Source organism: Massilia sp. YIM B02769, assembly GCF_030411995.1.
Taxonomy (GTDB): Bacteria; Pseudomonadota; Gammaproteobacteria; order Burkholderiales; family Burkholderiaceae_D; genus Telluria.
In genome coordinates, this window is record NZ_JASNRC010000007.1 from 189599 (window position 1) to 206528 (window position 16930).

Consider the following 16930-nt stretch of genomic DNA (forward strand, 5'->3'; position numbering starts at 1 on the left):
GGTCGTCGCGGCACCGAACGCCGCCCGGTCGTAGACGAGAATAATGTCGGCATACGCCGGCGTGGCTATCGATAGAACAAGCGCGGCAATGACTGCCGCACCAGCAAGAAAATGGTTGCGCTTCATATAACCCCCCCATTGATTGTGAGTTTTCTTGGACGAACACGTTCGCGCCGGCGTACCAAAGCACGTCAGCCGTGTGTTGTCGAGGTCATGGCGTGGTGGCGCGCCGCCGGGTTATGCATGGTCCATTTCAGGCAGGCGACGGCGCTGTCGCTCAGGCCCGCGGAGGGGGATCGGGAACAGCAGGGGTATGCGAGGAGAAACTTGTAATCGGCTTGGTCCAGTCCTGAAGCTCAGGGGCCGGTGATGCCAAGTCCGTTACGGCCGGCAGCGGGGCGAACGGAACCATGAACTTTGCGCAGCATTGAGCAGTCGACGCGCAGCAGCATTCGTCACCATCGGACGCCTGGGCATCGCCCATCTCGGCGCATGCTTCTGTCTGGGAGTGGTGTCCGACGTCAAGCATGGAGCAGGTGACTGCCGCGTTGGCGTACCCGTGGTACCCAACCATCAGACAAAGCAAATACATCACTAGTGTGCGTAGCGCAGCCATGCAAAAACTCTAACAGTACTGGGGAAGATGGCGTGCACGATACCGGCTGGAAATCGGTGCTCGTACGTTTCGGGAGCTGGGAATGCAGCGCAGCTGACCTGCCGCGCTGCCGGGACGAATTGCTTATTTTCCAGATGCCTGATGCTTGGCCAGCCAATCGTCGAGCTTCTTGATTTCCTTGGTCTGATCGGAAACGATCTTCTTGGCCATCTGCTTGAGTTTCGCGTCCTTGCCCTTCTCGAGCTCAGCGCGGGCCATGTCGATACCGGCCTGGTGGTGCGAACGCATCATCATCGCGAAATCATGATCGTGGTCACCAGTCATCGGCATAGAGGACATCTTCTGGTGCATCTCGTCCATGGTCTTCATCATGTCGTGGCCGCCACCGGCATGTTGTTGCGCCCCGGCGGCAGGAGCACTACCGTGCTGCGCGTGGCTATTTTGCGCGAGCGTATTTCCCGCAACGCCGAATACGAGCATGAGGCTGCCGGCTGCACAGACGATTCGTGACTGGATCTTTTTCATTTTAAACTCCTCTTCGTTGTCAAGATTCCGCGCAGCAGTTGCGCCACGCGTCCTGGCCCGATCATCGTCCCAGTCGGCCCGCCCCTGCTGTGCGGTACCACACGTTGAGACGACATGCAGGCCGACATGCCGGTCCGCTGGCTCACTTTGGCCAGGCTTAAAGCTGTTCGAAACAGAAAAAGGGATGCTATACTCATCCAATCTATGAACCGTACGCTCACGACATTTCTGGTTTGGCTCCTGATGGCCGTGCTTCCGCTCCACGCGGTCGCCGCTGCCGCCAGCATGTCGTGCGTGCCAGCCAATCAGCCAGCGAAAGTGCTTGCCATGGCCGACCATGCGTCACACCTGACGCTGGACGACGCGCATGCCCACCACGGCGGGCATGCGGCAGCAAAAGCGACTGCGGTTTCCGGCGACGATGGACATCATGCTGAGGCGAAAAAGACCGGCCACTCATCGTGCAGCGCATGCTCGGCATTGTGTGCAGGAGCGGCTGCGCCTCCCTCATTTTCCCTTCCCCTTCCCGCTTTTGACGGGTCAGAGCCGGTGATCGTGCCTCGTGCCGATTTCGTAGCCGGTTTCATTCCCGACGGCCTCCAACGCCCTCCCCGGCAATAAATCCGCTTGATCGACCAGGACACCCGTCGGCGCCAGATTGCCGCGACGGTCTGTCCTGAGCTCCGGTGCGCGCCTGCGCACCCTGTTACCGATTTTGAGGATTGACAATGAAACTCAAGCTGTGGGTTGCCTTTGGCACCCTGCTCGCTGCTGCGCTTGGAGCACAGGCCCAGCAGAACTCCCGTACGCCCGACCCGGCCGATCCATCCGTCCCCGTGCCGGCCACCGCTTACGCTTCGGCCATGAGCGGCTATACGCCGGCCATGAAAGACGGCGCGCCGTCACCCGACAAGTCCTGGCGCGCCGCCAACGATGCCGTGGGCGGCCAGAGTGCGCATACGGGTCACCAATCGCCTGCTCCCGCCGCCGCTGAGGCGCCGCGCCGTACCGAGCCCGCGGCGGCGTCCACCGAACACCACAAGCATCACTGAGGCGAGATCGAATAATGACAACGAAACAAATTGCGCCAGCCCTGCGCACGGTTGCGATCGCCGCCATCGCCCTTACGTTGAGCGGCTGCGCGACCTTCTCCAAGGACGGTGGCCTGGACGCCGTTTCATCGATGACCACCGAGCGCATCGGCCAGGATATTCGCCTGCAGCGCCCGGCGAGTAGCGATGCCACCGCGCAGCCTGAACTGGCTGAACTGTTGAAACAGCCGTTGTCCGCCGACGGCGCCGTGCGCGTGGCCTTACTCAACAACCAGGGCTTGCGCGCATCCCTGCTGGAGCTGGGCGTCGCCGAAGCGGACCTCGTGCAGGCAGGCCGCATGGCCAACCCGTCCTTCAGCTTCGGCCGGATGTCCGGCGGCGGCGAGACCGAGATCGAACGCAGCGTCATGTTCGACCTGGTAGGTTTGCTCACCATCCCATTGCGCCGCGATATCGAGTCGCGCCGTTTCGAAGGCGCCAAGCTGGTTGCGGCGACCGATGCCGTACGCCTGGCCGCTAACACGCGCAAGGCTTGGTTCAATGCAGTGGCGGCTGCGCAGTCGGCGAAGTATGCGGAGCAGGTGCGCGAGGCCGCGCAGGCAAGCGCCGAGCTCGCGACGCGCATGGCCAAGGTAGGCAACCTGAGTGCGCTGGACCAGGCGCGCGAGCAGGCCTTCTCCGCCGAGGCGACCGCCCAGCTCGCCCGTGCACGCCACAACGCCACCGCGGCACGCGAGCAGCTGACCCGGCTGTTGGGCGTATGGGGCACGAACGCCGCCTTCCAGCTCCCCGACCGGCTGCCCGAACTGCCGGGTGCGCCGCGCGAACCGGCGAACATCGAGTCGCTCGCGATGCAGCAGCGCCTGGATGTCCAGCTGGCCAAACTGAACGCCCACGCGACGGCGCGCGCCCTTGGCCTGACGAAGGCGACGCGCTTCGTCAACGTGCTCGACGCCGGCTACGTCAACTCGAGCAAATCCGGCTCTCCGCGCGAGAACGGCTACGAGATCGAGCTTGCGCTGCCGCTCTTCGACTGGGGCGGCGCGCGCACGGCAAAGGCCGAGGCGCTCTACATGCAAGCCGTCCAGCGCACGGCCGATACCGCCATCACGGCCCGCTCCCAGGTGCGCGAAGCCTATTCGGCCTACCGCACGAGCTACGACGTGGCGCGGCACTACCGGGACGAGATCGTGCCGCTCCGGAAAAAGATATCGGAAGAGACCCTGCTGCGCTACAACGGCATGCTCATGAGCGTGTTCGAACTGCTGGCCGACGCCCGTGCACAAATCAACGGCGTGAATGCCGCCATCGAGGCACAGCGCGACTACTGGATTGCCGACACCGACCTGCAGGCCGCCATCAATGGTTCCGGCGGCTCGACGCTCAGCCTGGCTGGCGCCGCCGCTCCCGAGGCGGCCGCCGAACATTAATCAAGGATTGAATAAATAATGAGTTCTCGTCGAAATTTTTTCACCGGTGCCGCAGCGCTGGTCGGCGCCGGTCTGGTGAGCCGAGCCGGCGCCGCCACGCTGCCCGAAGCGCCCGTCATGACCAGCGCGGCCACCCAGCCGCCGCCTCCGCCACCAAATGGTCGACCCTACAATCCGGTCGTCACCCTGAACGGCTGGTCGCTTCCCTGGCGCATGAACAACGGGGTCAAGGAGTTCCACCTGATCGCCGAGCCGGTCGTGCGCGAGATCGCACCGGGCATGAAGGCGAACTTGTGGGGCTACAACGGCCAGAGCCCGGGGCCGACAATTGAGGTGGTCGAGGGCGACCGCGTGCGCATTTTCGTCACCAACCGCCTGCCCGAGCAAACCAGCATCCACTGGCACGGCCAGCGCCTGCCGAACGGCATGGACGGCGTCACCGGCCTGAACCAGCCGGGCATCCAGCCCGGCAAGACCTTCGTGTACGAGTTCGTCGCCCGGCGTCCCGGCACCTTCATGTACCACCCGCATGCGGACGAGATGGTGCAGATGGCGATGGGCATGATGGGCTTCTGGGTCACGCATCCGAAGAACCCGGCGCAGCATGCCGTGGACCGCGACTTCGTGTTCCTGTTGAACGCATATGACATCGAGCCGGGCAGCTACACGCCGCGGGTCAACGAGATGACCGACTTTAATCTCTGGACGATCAACAGCCGCGCGTTCCCGGGCGTCGACTCGATGAACGTGCGCCAGGGCGACCGCGTACGCATCCGCGCGGGCAACCTGACGATGACGAACCACCCGATCCACCTGCACGGCCACGAATTCGAGGTCACCGGCACCGACGGCGGCTGGACGCGTCCGGAGTCGCGCTGGCCCGAAGTGACAACCGACGTCGCGGTCGGCCAGATGCGCGCGATCGAGTTCGTCGCCGACGAGCCGGGCGACTGGGCCTTCCACTGCCACAAATCGCACCACACGATGAACGCGATGGGACACGACGTGCCGAACATGATCGGCGTCGACCACCGCGGCGTCGCCGAGAAGATCACCAAGCTTGTCCCGGACTACATGGTGATGGGAGAGAAAGGCGGCTCGATGGGCGAAATGGAAATGCCGATTCCGGACAACACGCTGCCGATGATGACCGGACTGGGCCCCTTCGGCGGCGTCGAGATGGGCGGCATGTTCACCGTGCTGAAAGTACGCAAGGACCAGAAGCGCGGCGACTACAGCAACCCAGGTTGGTACAAGCACCCGGCCGGCACTGTGGCCTACGAATGGAAGGGCGAGGCCCCCGCAGCCATTCGCAGCCAACAGGCAGGCGGCCAGGCGATGCCCGCAGCAAAGCGGCCGGAGGTCGAAGTGACGGTCCGTAAACCTCAGGGCCACCAGGGCCACTACTGACACCAGAGAAGGAGAAGCACACGATGATCAATAGACTCGTTTCAGGCGCAGCCCTCGCTGCCGCCCTGTCCGTGCCGGTACTGGCGGTCGCAGCCGCCCCGGTGATCGACGTCTACAAAAGCGAATCCTGCGGCTGCTGCGCGGGCTGGGTCGACCACCTGAAGGCCAATGGCTTCACGCCCCGCGTGGCGAACGTTGCCAATCCGTCGGACTACCGCGAACGTGGCGGCATTCCCAACGCGCTCGGGTCCTGCCATACCGCGATGATCCAGGGCTACGCGATCGAAGGCCACGTGCCGGCGGCCGACATCAAGCGGCTGCTTGCACAAAAACCGAAGGCCAAGGGACTGGCCGTGCCCGCCATGCCGCTCGGCTCGCCCGGCATGGAAGGCCCGCGCAAGGATCCGTACGACGTCCTGCTCGTGCAGGCCAATGGCAAGACCGCTGTTTTCAAGCACTACAACTGACACACATAACTGGAGAACCACAATGAACGCACTCCCGAAACTGACCCTGTCCATCGTGATGGCCGCCGCAAGCACGGTAGCCCTGGCCCAGGAAAGCACCCACGCCGGACACGGCTCGCATGGCGCCCACGCCGGCCATGCAGCATCCGCGCCGGCCGAGCTGATCGAGGGCGAAGTAAAAAAGATCGACCAGGATGCCGAGAAAATCACGCTCCGTCACGGTGAAATCAAGAACCTCAACATGCCCGCGATGACGATGGTCCTGCGAGTCAAGGATCCGGCAATGCTCACGCAGGTCAAGGTCGGTGACAAGGTCAGGTTCGCTGCCGACCGCGCCAACGGTGCCGTGACCATCGTCCAGCTGGAAAAAGCACAGTAATCAAGCGCTTGTCCGTCCATCACGTCCCCGCGCTGGCACAGGCGGGGCAACAAGGAGAACATATGAGCATCAAGAATCTGCTTGTCGCCGCAGGTGCGGCTATCGCCACCGTTGCTGCCCCTGCTGCGCTGGCCCATGCCAAGCTGTTGGGCTCGCAACCCGCGGCCGACAGCGTCGTCAGCCCGGCACCAGCGCAAGTGCGCCTGCGATTTAACGAGCCCCTCGAACTGCCCTTCAGCAAGGTCAAGCTGGTCGACGAGAAAGGCGCAGTGGTCGAGGCAGCGAAGGTGGCCGCGGATCCGGCCGACGCCAAAGCCCTGATCGCCACCACGCCAGGCTTGCACGCCGGAGTCTATCGTGTGCAGTGGACCACGGTTACGCGCGATGGCCATAAGGTCAAGGGCGAATTTTCGTTCCGGGTGAAATAAGTGGAGGCGGATCTCGTTCTGGCCCAGCGCGCCGTTACAGTGATCCTGAACCTGTCGCTCGTCGTACTCGTCGGCACCAGCGCAGCGATGTTCTGGCTGCGCACCAGGGCGTCGCCATGGGCGGCCTCCGCCCTTCCGCGGTTGTGCACCGCGCTGCTGACAGCCAGCGGCACGGCGATCCTGGCCTACCTGGCCATCCTGTGGGTCGAAGCGGCATCGATGGCCGAGGTTCCCTTGCCCGAGGCGCTGCCTGCGGTGCGATCCGTCCTCACCGGCACGCACTTCGGATTGGCCTGGCTGATCGGTGCGGTTGCGCTCCTCGCGACGGCAGTGGTCTCGGCTACGCCACTGCGCATCCAGTCGCGCTTGCCGGCATCCGTCGTCCGCATCGTAGCAATCGGCGTGCTCCTCTACAGCCGCAGCATGGCCAGCCACGCCGGCGCCGGCGGCGACTTCACCTGGTCCGTCGCCGTCGACTGGGTGCACCTGGTCTTGATCAGCATCTGGGTAGGCGAAGTGATCGTCGCGGGCCTGATCAGCTTGCGGCAGCTGCCCGCGAATACCGCCGAGAGCCGCTCCGATTGCGCGGCTTACATCGAGGCGCTTTCAGGCAGCGCAACCGTCGCTCTGGTCGGCATTTTCGTGACAGGGGCGATCAGCACGTGGCGCGTGCTGGAGGTTCCTGAAAATCTGCTCGGCAACCCGTACGGGACGACCCTGATCATCAAGGTCGGTCTCGTTCTGGCCGCAGCAGCGCTTGGCGGCATCAACCGGTTCGTTGTCATGCCATCTCTGCTGCGGGCGCTGACTCAGACGAGCGATGCGGCACGCGAAGCAAGCGGCCGTTTTGCGCGCATCCTCCAGGTTGAGGCGATTCTCCTGATCGCTGTGCTCCTTGCCGCGGCCATCCTGACCTCGACGTCGCCACCGATGGCGTCCTGAACAAAAACCAATTAGAAGGAGAAAACATGTTCAAAAAATCCCTGGCACTTGCCGCCCTCGCTACCGCGCTGCTTGGCGTGCACGCAAGCGGCTCTGCCGCATCGCCGACAGACGCCGTTGCCGCTTTCCACCACGCACTCACCACCGGCGACAAGGACAAGGCCCTTTTGCTCCTGTCGCCGGAGATCGCCATCTACGAAGCAGGATACGTCGAGCGCTCGCGCGACGAATATGCCAGCCACCACCTGGGCGGCGATATGGAGTTCGCGAAGACCGCTACGCGCAAGGTTCTCAAGCAGTCGGAACGTGTCGACGGTAACACCGCCGTGGTCTGGGCCGAGACCGAAACGACGGGTACATCGCGTGGCAAGCCGTTGCATGTCTTCGGTACCGAAACGGCCGTCCTCGAAAAAAAGGCTGGCGACTGGGCGATCGTTCACATTCACTGGTCCTCTCGCAAAGCCAAGTAAGTCCTTCACGCAGCAATAGATTTGAAGTTTTTTGCTGCCGTTGGCGGCCGGCAGGGCCGCCAATTTTCTGCCGTTCTGGCACTCATGAGGTACTTGTTGGTGCTGAGCTATATGCCCACTTTGCGCATCACTGCGATGGGCCGGATTTTGGTTGGGAGTCAGCGCCGCTTATCCGTTTCTCAGTCACTTTCCAAGCTACAATAATTGCGCACTTCTTCCAACTCTTGAGGACACAGATGGACCTATTGACGATGCCCGCCACGCAACAGCAGCGATCGCTGATCGAGCAGTGGAAGGCAGATCCCGAAGGGACCTACCGCTCGTGGTTTCTATGGGATCAAAGGTTGAAGAACTTCCGCTCGATTCGGCGGGGGTTGCAGGAAGTGGTCCGCGAGATTCGTGATGGTGTATTTGGCGTCGCATACCGGGGTTCTTCGCTTGAAACAGTAGTGCACTCCATCGCGGAGCAGCGTCAGATATTCAAAGGCGCAGATCATGCCTTCCTCTGGAAACCGAAATTGCGTATTCCGGATATTTACGAAGACCGGAACAACCAGCTCGCCTTTGGACGCTTCCTGGACACGTGCCTTTGCTGCCAGAGTGAAGCCGAGCTCGTCGAGGCGGTGCGTGTGCTGGACGCACGCCAGATCAAAGGCCTCGGGCCCGCTTGTGCCAATCTGCTCTACTTCCTCCACCCGACATTTGTGCCACCCAACAATACTGCGATCGTTAAGGGTTTCAATGAATTTTTCGGCGCGAAGGTTAAACTCGGCCGTTGGACCGAGTACCTCGCCATGCGCGAGCGCCTTATCGAATTCAATGCGACGCATCGCAACGTGCTGTCCAATGATCTGGGCGCTGTGGCCGGATTTATGTTCGATATCGGCACTGGTCGCTATAGCCCTGGAAGCGGGACCGGGGTTTCGCTCGACTGGAAGGTCGATCTCGAGAAGGCGCACGAAGGAAACGCTGCGGCATCCAACGCCCGCAAGCTTGCCGCAGAAACAGACCGGACCCATACGGAGGTCCAAGGCTGGTTACGCGATCTGGGCTTGGCTCTCGGATACCAGGTCTGGATCGCAAGTAATGACAAAGGACGCGCCTACGGTGATGGCAAGCTGGCCGACGGCTGCCTGAGCGAATTGCCGAAAGCGATCCGTACAAGCTCCGCATCCGACACTGTCAGTCTCATTGATGTGCTATGGATCGATCGGAGCACTGACAGGATCACGCTGGCATTCGAGGTCGAGCACAGCACTAGTATCTATTCGGGAATCGTGCGGATGCTCGACCTTGCCCTTGGGGTTCCCGACCACGACGGCTCGACATTTTTCTTGGTCGCCCCCGACGCGAGGGAGAGCGACGTACGCGCACAGTTCGCTCGTCCGGCATTTTCGCGCGTCAGCGAACTCGACGTGCGCTATATCGGCTATGGCGAACTGAGCAAACATCGGGAGGCCATCGCTCGTTTCGGCGACGGCCAAAAAGGCATCCTTGCTATTTCGAAGCCCCTGACCGCTGCGCCAGGATAGGTGTCGACACGCCTCAGTGCTGCTCGCCTTCCTTGTGCATATGACCGGGTACGGTGGCAGCCGACGGCTTCGGGTTAGCGTCTTCGTGCTCCCCGTGCATGCTTTCTTCCATGCTGTGCGGCGTGTTTCCAGGGCTCGGGGCAGCGGCCCCTGCATGCGAGTGGCCGGCACTGCTTTGGACCAGTTCGCGATAAGCGGCTGCCTCCATTCCTGGAAGCTTCTTCAGGAAGGCAACAAGATTCCACATATCCGGGTCGCCCATGCTTGTGCCCCAGGCAGGCATGCCGGACGCCTTGATGCCGTGCTTGATCGTCCAGAATGCCACCGCAGGATCGACATTGCTTTTCGCGAGCGCAGGCGGTGATGGGTACAGTCCACGGCTGAGCTCGGTTGGCCCCATTCCGGGAGCCAGATGGCACTGCGCACACATGGCTTGATAGTTGCCGGCACCTTTGACGATGGCTGCCCGGTCCTCCAGCGGCGGCACGCCGATTTTCGCGGCGCGAACCAGCACAGAACGCTCACGTGCGGTCTCGATCAGCGAAAATACGGGCCGTGAGTGCTTCACGTCGGCAGCGAAGTTATAAAATCCGAACCAAATGAAGATTGCCCCAAGCAGCAATAGCAGTACCCAGAGACCCGCATGAATAGCAAGGTTTCGGTTCCGTAACTGAGTCATTATCATACCTTTCCGTTTTATTTTTCTATCGTCGTCCTGGCCAGCTCCCGGCGGCGTGCAACGCAGCAGCAGGTCGAAGGGCCTGGCGTGGCACTGTCGGCCAGGCTCCCTGCGCGCCACATCGGCTTTATCGCGAAGTAGCTGGAGAAGCTGAGTCGCCTCCCAGACCGACGCGCAGGCGTTCGTCAGGAAGCCCGACGAACGCCTGGGAATTCCGCCACTATGTCTGAGCAGCGGTTGAGCACGACACCGACGATCAGTGTGCGCCGGCCATGCGCCTGCACTCATCGGCGCACCGGCGGCAGGCGGCGGCACAATCCTGGCAGTGCTGCATCTGATGCTTTGCGCACTCGTCGGCGCACATGTCGCAGATCGCCGCGCACGCGGCGCAAACCGCTTTTGCAGCTTCGCTACCCCTTGCCATCATCGCTGCGGCCGCCCTGCACAGCTGCGCGCAATCGATATCGAGCGCAATGCAGCGAGCCATCATCTTGACGTCGTCTTCCTGCAGGCAGGCAGACGCGCACATGTCGCACGCGTCGGCGCAGTCGTTACAAGCTTTGATACAGGTTTCGTGTTGCTGGTGCATGATGTTCTCCTTGAGAGTTGGGTTATGTCTCGGTTTCAGGACATCTAGACGGTGTGGGGGACGGTTTATGGCCCATCCTCCCTAGAACCACAGGCGCACGCCGGCGACCGCCTGGACAATCCGCGGATTCCCGCCACGCTGCCGCGCGAAGTCAGCCGTCTCGCCAAATTGCCTGCTCCATGTCACGCCGATGTAAGGCGCGAACTTGCGGGTGATCTCATAGCGCAGACGCAGTCCCGCACTGACATCGGACAGGCCCGAGCCCGTTCCACGCTCCTCATCGACGCGGCTGTACAGGTTCGCCGACAGTTCCGGCTCGAGGATCAGGCGTGGCGTGAACAGCACTTCATACTTCGCGCTCAGCCGCGCCGCGATGCCGCTCCCGGAACGCCAGTAGGCCGTGGCCTCGGTCTCGAACCAATAAGGTGCCAGCCCTTGCACGCCAAAGGCCACCCAGTCACGGCTTCTTCCTTCCCCGGTGTCGTGGCGGACACCAAGTTGCGTGCTCCAGAACGTGGCGAAAGCACGATCCCATAGCAGCTCCGTGCGGGCCTCCTCAAGCGCGCCGCCGCGCCGCTCGCCTTCGGCTTTGATCCACAACTTGTTGTAGTCGTTGCCGTACCAGGCTTCGAGTTCGATGTTCTGGCCTCGCTCTCCGTCTCCTTTCGCAAACTCCGCCTTGTCAAGCAATACCCTCCCGAACGGGGCGTTGTCGTTCATTTCGTGATTGCCGAAATTGGCATGCCGTGTACCCTCGTTGTAGGCGTTCGGGTCACGCGCATCGGGTGGGGGGGACCCGCCTTGCATCGGGCCCATCTGCATCCCCTGACCACCGGTCATGGCGCCCCCCATGGCGGCGTGATCCATCGAACCGACAGGAACAGTGGCTTTCGAAGGTTGCGACGGCGCGTTCGCGTGCCCCATCGCCGAGTGGTCCATCTGTCCCATGCCCTGGCTCTGCGCTCCCGGGTTCGCTTGCGATGTTCCCTTCGACTGCTGCGGCTGGGACATCACGTGTCCAGCGTGGCTCTGGTCCGCTGACGACGACTGTGCGGCTGACGGGGCCTGGGGCTGGGTCGGTTGTGCTACCGGCTTGGCCTGCCCGGCCGCTGCCCCGTGCCCCATCGCAGCGTGATCCATGGCGGGCACGGCCGACTCCGGAGCAGGCTGGGGCACCGCTGCAGCGCTTCCACGTCCAGCATCGTCGGCGCGCTTTGGCGGAGCTTGCTTTTTCCGCACTGTTTGCTTGGGGGGCGGTGCTGGGGTTGCATGACCCATGGCTGCGTGATCCATTTCCGACATATCCTTGCCAGACGTGGGCTGCGCGCCTTCAGTAGACTGTGTCGATTGCGCCGACGGCCGGCTGCTGGATTGGGCCAGGGCGTGTGCCGATAAGGCGGCCGATAACGCGAGCGCCAGCTGAAGCGAAACTAACGGTGTTTTTTTCATGATACGACCACCTCCCTGAACATTCCTGCCTCCATGTGATAAAGCAAGTGGCAGTGATATGCCCAATGCCCTGGTGCATCGGCAGTAACCCGATACGTGATCCGCTGCGCCGGCTGGACGTTGATCGTGTGCTTGCGGACAAGGAACTCCCCGCTCTCCGATTCCAACTCGCTCCACATGCCGTGCAGGTGAATCGGGTGATTCATCATCGTGTCGTTGACCAGTACGATACGCAGCCGCTCGCCAAGCCGGAAATGGATCGGTAGCGCCTCCGAGAATTTCTGTCCGTCGAACGACCACATGAACCGCTCCATATTGCCCGTCAGATGCAGTTCGATCTCGCGCGTCGGTTCACGCGGGTCGACGGGTCCGCCGACAGTGCGCAGGTCGGCATAGGTCAGCACCCGCCGCCCGTTATTTCGCAGATTGACTCCAGGGTCATCCAGGTTCGTGCGAGGCATGTCGACGTGCATGTCGACGCCGGGACCATACTCTGTTCGTGCGTGAGTCACCTTCGGCATAGCAGTATTCTTCGCAGCGGTGCCCGAGCCCGGCTGTGCGTGACCGGCATGGTTTGCCGGAGGCATTGCATGCTGCATCTGGCCGTGGTCCATAGCGGCCGGTGGACCGGACCCATTCATCGCGTGGCCGCCGGCGGAAGATTCGGATCCATGCATGCCCGACATGGCCATGGCTCCCATCATGTCCGTCATCGTCAGCCACTGCGCCTCGTCCACTAGCGGCACGGCTGCCTGCATCCCCAGCCGCGGCGCAAGCGTGGCCCGCACAAAGCCGGATCGTCCGATCGACTGAGCGAAAATCGTATAGGCCTTGTCTTCGGCAGGCTCGACGATGACATCGTAGGTCTCGGCCACTGAAACCCTGATCTCGTCGACCGTAACGGGCTCCACATCCTGCCCGTCGGCGGAGACCACCGTCATCTTCAGGCCAGGAATACGCAGATCGAAGATCGTAGTCGCAGCGCCATTTATTATGCGTAGCCGCACCTTCTCTCCAGGGCGGAAAAGTCCGGTCCAATTCCCGTCCGCAGTGGCGCCGTTGATCAAGAACCGAAGTGCGCCGCTGATATTCCGGCTGGCCGTCACATCACTGAAGTCTGTGGGCATCATGCGCATCTGATTCCACATCTTGCGCTTTTCGACAGCAGCGGCGAAACCCATGCTTTTAATGTCGCTGACAAATTCGCCGAAGGTGGGCTGCTTGTTATTGAAGAAGTCACTCATCTTCTTCAGGTTCGCCATCACACGTTCCGGCTTCTCATCCGTCCAGTCGGACAGCATGACGACATGCTCGCGGTCTGCCGCCACGCGCTCGCCCGACTTCGGAACGATGACAATTGGTCCGTAGAGCCCAGACTGCTCCTGGAACGCTGAGTGGCTGTGGTACCAGTAGGTGCCGCTTTGCTTGACCTCGAAGCGATAAGTGAAGGTTTCTCCAGGTTTGATACCTGAGAAGCTCAGCCCGGGCACTCCATCCATGTCTGCCGGCAGCAAAATGCCGTGCCAGTGAATGGAGCTCACTGTGGGCAAACGGTTTGTGACCCGGATGGTGACGACGTCACCCTCCGTCCAGTAAAGGGTCGGCGCCGGCACTTGACCGTTAACTGCGGTTGCGATGCGCGGCGCTCCTGTGAAGTTGACCGGCGTCGGCCCGATCTCCAGGTCGAATGTGGTGCCGCGCAGTTCAGTGCGGTTGCTCTGCGCTGCAAAAAGCGACGCTGGGCTCAAGCCCGCCAACGCTGCAGTTGCGCCGAGTCCTTTCAACACACGACGACGCCATCGACTGACTTGTCGGTCCTTGATATCTAAAAATTCCATGCGACTTCTCCGAGAGTAAAGTTGCGCTGCACGGGCCCTTACGCGGCGCTCGACAGAACGAGCGCAAGAGCCAGGGGCAAAGCGCTCCCTGCCAAATGGCATGGCAGCCAAATAGCGTGGTCCCTGGCGGGGCGGTGACTTGTTAGGGAATGAGACCTCTCGGCCGCGACGACACTCATGCGCGCGAACGGTTCTGGCCCTTAGCTGATGCAGGACCACGTGACTACGAACCGAACAAGGTCTCGATCAGGCGGTCTTTGGAGGACGCTCGATACGGGCAGGTATATGCCCTTTAAAGGAGGACAGTGAAAACTGTCGAATGTCCTGCACTACTTCTTCGGCTGCAGTGAGGGCAATGCCCGGAGGCGGAGCATATGCTCCGATAGAACATCCTGCACAGAAAGCACACCCGACACGCTTGTGCTCACCAGCGCTGCCGCAATCTTCGTCCGAGTCGACACTCTGCATCGCGGTGCTGCCGGTTGCAACCATCGGTGCATGTGCAGCGTCATTTCCCATGTTCTGCAGTTGCGCTTGGTTCTCTCCGATATCGCTACCCATCCCTGAGTGATGGCTCATGCCACACTCAAACTTCGCGATCGCCGCGATGCTTTGCATCGGCAGGGATACGACGAGCAGACACCATAAGAATAATTGCAACCGTTTTCGCATACTGACAATTTAGCACGATGTACAAGCACGCCGCACACGCTTCGCGTTGGTAGTTCACAGTAAAAAAATAGCCCGCCACAAGGCGCCTTACTCATCGCGTCGGCCCGCGATCAACAACGCGCGGGTGCGGGTGACGCTGTCCAAACCGGCGCACGCACAGCCGCACTTGAGCTCAAGCCGGCAACGTCAGTTCAAATTCGGTCACCCCGTCGCTGGACCGGGCCGAGGCGGCGCCGCCATGTGCGCGCAAGATGGATCGGGTGATCGCCAGTCCAAGCCCCGCCCCTTCCGCATCGCGGCGCCGCGCGGCATCAGCGCGGTAAAAGCGATCGAACAGGTGCGGCAGGTGCTGGGCATCGATCGTCTCGCCCGTGTTGCGCACCGTGATCGTCGTACCGCCGCCCGGCACGCTGGACAGGACCACCGAGATCGCTCCGGCGACCGGGGTGTGCCTGCATGCATTCGACAACAGGTTACCGATCGCCCTGCGCAGCATTAACCTGTCACCTGCGACGCTGGCCTGGCCGCTGACCGACACCACGATCGATTTTTCCTCGGCGAGGTTGCCGTAGAACTCCAGCATTGTCTCGACCTCCTCACGCAGATCGACCGGTTCCCGCTGCGGCACCATCAGATCGTTCTCGGCCTTCGCCAGGAACAGCATGTCCGAGATCGTGCGCGACAGCCGTTCGTACTCCTCCGCGTTGGAGGCCAGTGTGTCGCGGTATTGCGCCGCGCTCCTGGGTTGGGACAGCGTGACCTGGGTCTGGGTCAACAGGTTGCTGAGCGGGGTTCGCAGCTCATGTGCCAGGTCCGAGGAAAAATCGGACAGTCGCCTGAACGAACGCTCCAGCCTGGCAAGCATCTGGTTGAGGGCCACTGCGACCTCCGCCAGTTCCTGCGGCACCGAGTCCACCGGCACGCGCCAGTCCAGCCGCTCCGCGGTCAGGCGGGCGGCATCGCTCGTGATGGCGCGCAGCGGCGCCAGCCCACGCCGCGCCACCGCCCAGCCCATGAGTCCGGTGACGAAGGCGGCTAGCCCGACGGTCGCCCAAAGCGCGGCGCGGAACGATGACATGAAGTGCTGGTGGTGAACCAGGTCGGTGGCCAGCTCGACGAGCACCGGCGGGACCTGCATTCCGAGTGGCGCAGATCCCGCCAGTACCCGCAGTTCCCGCCCGTCAGCGGCGTGTACCAGTCCGGCTACGCCCCCTGGGTCGGTAGACACTCGCGGAAAGTCGGCATCGGGGCTGGCGTACAGTATCGTGCCGTCGGTGGCCCGGATTCGCAGCGACAGTTCGTGATCGCCAACGAATGCCGCTTCCACGCGCGGCGTGAGCGCCTGGAGGTCGGCCGCCGTATGCACCTGTCCCAAAACGTGTCTGGCGAGCTCGAGTTTTCCGCTCAGCATCTCCGTGTCGAGTTCGGCGAAATGGCGCTCGACGAGGTGGCCAACGACCATGCCGAGCACCATCAGCACGACGCCAGACGCCGAGGCAAACAGCAGCGTCAGGCGCAGTGTTACCGAGCGCGCACCCGGCAGCCTCACGGCGCCTCCAGCACGTAGCCCATGCCACGTACCGTCCGGATGAGCTTTTCCTCGAAAGCGTCGTCGACCTTCGCCCGGAGACGCCGGACCGCCACCTCGATCACGTTGGTATCGCTGTCGAAATTCATGTCCCACACCTGGGACGCGATCAGCGATCGTGGCAACACTTCTCCTTGGCGCCGCAGCAGCAATTCCAGCAAGGCGAATTCCTTCGCGGTCAGATCGATCTTGTGGCCGGCCCGGGTGACCCGACGGCGCAGCAGGTCGAGCTCCAGGTCGGCGGCGCGCAGCGACTCGGCTTCCTTGACCTTCGTGCCACGGCGTAGCAAGGTGCGCACGCGCGCCAGCAGTTCGGAGAACGCGAACGGCTTGACCAGGTAGTCGTCCGCGCCGAGCTCCAGCCCCTTGACGCGGTGGTCGACGTCGTCCTTTGCAGTCAGGAACATGACGGGCATGTCCTTCCCTGCCTGCCGGATCCCGCGCAGGATGTCCCATCCATTCATGCTGGGGAGCATGACATCCAGAATGGCCAGGTCGTAAGCCTGGGTCAGCGCAAGGTGTTGTCCATCGGCGCCGTCGCGCGCCAGATCGACCATAAAACCTGCCTCCATCAGCCCCTGACGCAGGTATTCACCGGTCTTGGGCTCGTCTTCGACTACAAGAATCTTCATGTATAGAACAGTTAACAAGAAAGTCCGACGATTTTGCCCTTCAAGAGCAGTTCTGTCGCAGACCTGACAGAAATGTAATCTCTGAGTAAGCATTCTGTCAGCCCCGCAGACGCTGCCAAGCTTTGCATTACCTGGATCATCGCAGCTACCCATCGCGCGGCGCATCTGATCCCGGCACGGTTACCGCTTGACCTTCCAATGGTTGGAAGCTTTATCCTGAAGACCTTGCTCA

At 62.2% G+C, this 16930-nt stretch carries 18 protein-coding genes; 10 read left to right on the forward strand and 8 right to left on the reverse strand.

Annotation, left to right across the window (positions count from 1 at the left end; all coding sequences use genetic code 11):
* Positions 1-739 precede the first annotated feature (739 nt).
* On the reverse strand, positions 740-1141 hold the full coding sequence (locus tag QPK31_RS13150; RefSeq protein WP_290423379.1) for a DUF305 domain-containing protein: 402 nt from the start codon (positions 1139-1141) through the stop codon (positions 740-742).
* A gap of 204 nt (positions 1142-1345) precedes the next feature.
* Here QPK31_RS13150 and QPK31_RS13155 point away from each other — a divergent pair, with 204 nt between their 5' ends.
* The 10 genes from QPK31_RS13155 (at position 1346) to QPK31_RS13200 (ending at position 9251) form a co-directional block, all read left to right on the forward strand.
* Entirely contained in the window at positions 1346-1762 is a 417-nt protein-coding gene (locus tag QPK31_RS13155) for a hypothetical protein (RefSeq protein ID WP_290423380.1), read from the forward strand.
* 107 nt (positions 1763-1869) lie between these two features.
* The gene (locus QPK31_RS13160; RefSeq protein WP_290423381.1) at positions 1870-2193 is read left to right on the forward strand and encodes a hypothetical protein; all 324 of its coding nucleotides are present in this window, start codon (positions 1870-1872) and stop codon (positions 2191-2193) included.
* A gap of 14 nt (positions 2194-2207) precedes the next feature.
* On the forward strand, positions 2208-3623 hold the full coding sequence (locus QPK31_RS13165) for a TolC family protein (RefSeq protein ID WP_290423382.1): 1416 nt from the start codon (positions 2208-2210) through the stop codon (positions 3621-3623).
* Positions 3624-3641: 18 nt separating this feature from the next.
* Entirely contained in the window at positions 3642-5033 is a 1392-nt protein-coding gene (locus QPK31_RS13170) for a multicopper oxidase family protein (RefSeq protein WP_290423383.1), read from the forward strand.
* A gap of 23 nt (positions 5034-5056) precedes the next feature.
* Positions 5057-5500: a DUF411 domain-containing protein gene (locus tag QPK31_RS13175; protein ID WP_290423384.1), complete on the forward strand. Its 444-nt coding sequence runs from the start codon at positions 5057-5059 to the stop codon at positions 5498-5500.
* 22 nt (positions 5501-5522) lie between these two features.
* Positions 5523-5879 carry a copper-binding protein gene (locus QPK31_RS13180; protein WP_290423385.1) on the forward strand — a complete coding sequence of 119 codons (357 nt, stop codon included), beginning with the start codon at positions 5523-5525 and terminating at the stop codon, positions 5877-5879.
* Positions 5880-5941: 62 nt separating this feature from the next.
* Entirely contained in the window at positions 5942-6307 is a 366-nt protein-coding gene (copC, locus tag QPK31_RS13185) for a copper homeostasis periplasmic binding protein CopC (RefSeq protein ID WP_290423386.1), read from the forward strand.
* Between the two features lie 39 nt (positions 6308-6346).
* Positions 6347-7249, forward strand: a complete 903-nt coding sequence (locus QPK31_RS13190; RefSeq protein ID WP_290423387.1) for a CopD family protein — start codon at positions 6347-6349, stop codon at positions 7247-7249.
* A gap of 26 nt (positions 7250-7275) precedes the next feature.
* Entirely contained in the window at positions 7276-7719 is a 444-nt protein-coding gene (locus tag QPK31_RS13195) for a nuclear transport factor 2 family protein (protein WP_290423388.1), read from the forward strand.
* Positions 7720-7955: 236 nt separating this feature from the next.
* Positions 7956-9251 (forward strand): type II restriction endonuclease, encoded by a 1296-nt coding sequence (locus tag QPK31_RS13200; protein ID WP_290423389.1) that lies wholly within the window; start codon positions 7956-7958, stop codon positions 9249-9251.
* Between the two features lie 13 nt (positions 9252-9264).
* Here QPK31_RS13200 and QPK31_RS13205 read toward each other — a convergent pair whose 3' ends face one another.
* The 7 genes from QPK31_RS13205 to QPK31_RS13235 all read right to left on the reverse strand — a co-directional run bounded on the left by QPK31_RS13205 (position 9265) and on the right by QPK31_RS13235 (position 16698).
* Positions 9265-9930, reverse strand: coding sequence for a cytochrome c (locus QPK31_RS13205; protein WP_290423390.1), 666 nt, complete (start codon positions 9928-9930; stop codon positions 9265-9267).
* A 256-nt stretch (positions 9931-10186) separates the two neighbouring features.
* Positions 10187-10519 (reverse strand): four-helix bundle copper-binding protein, encoded by a 333-nt coding sequence (locus QPK31_RS13210; protein WP_290423391.1) that lies wholly within the window; start codon positions 10517-10519, stop codon positions 10187-10189.
* A gap of 81 nt (positions 10520-10600) precedes the next feature.
* A complete protein-coding gene (locus QPK31_RS13215) occupies positions 10601-11530 on the reverse strand; it encodes a copper resistance protein B (RefSeq protein WP_290423392.1) in 930 nt (309 codons plus the stop codon).
* Between the two features lie 434 nt (positions 11531-11964).
* Positions 11965-13806, reverse strand: coding sequence for a copper resistance system multicopper oxidase (locus QPK31_RS13220; protein WP_290423393.1), 1842 nt, complete (start codon positions 13804-13806; stop codon positions 11965-11967).
* A 246-nt stretch (positions 13807-14052) separates the two neighbouring features.
* The gene (locus tag QPK31_RS13225) at positions 14053-14478 is read right to left on the reverse strand and encodes a hypothetical protein (RefSeq protein WP_290423394.1); all 426 of its coding nucleotides are present in this window, start codon (positions 14476-14478) and stop codon (positions 14053-14055) included.
* A 172-nt stretch (positions 14479-14650) separates the two neighbouring features.
* Positions 14651-16027 carry a heavy metal sensor histidine kinase gene (locus tag QPK31_RS13230; RefSeq protein WP_290423395.1) on the reverse strand — a complete coding sequence of 459 codons (1377 nt, stop codon included), beginning with the start codon at positions 16025-16027 and terminating at the stop codon, positions 14651-14653.
* A complete protein-coding gene (locus tag QPK31_RS13235; protein ID WP_290423396.1) occupies positions 16024-16698 on the reverse strand; it encodes a heavy metal response regulator transcription factor in 675 nt (224 codons plus the stop codon). Before QPK31_RS13235 ends, QPK31_RS13230 begins: the two co-directional genes overlap by 4 nt.
* Positions 16699-16930: the final 232 nt, after the last annotated feature.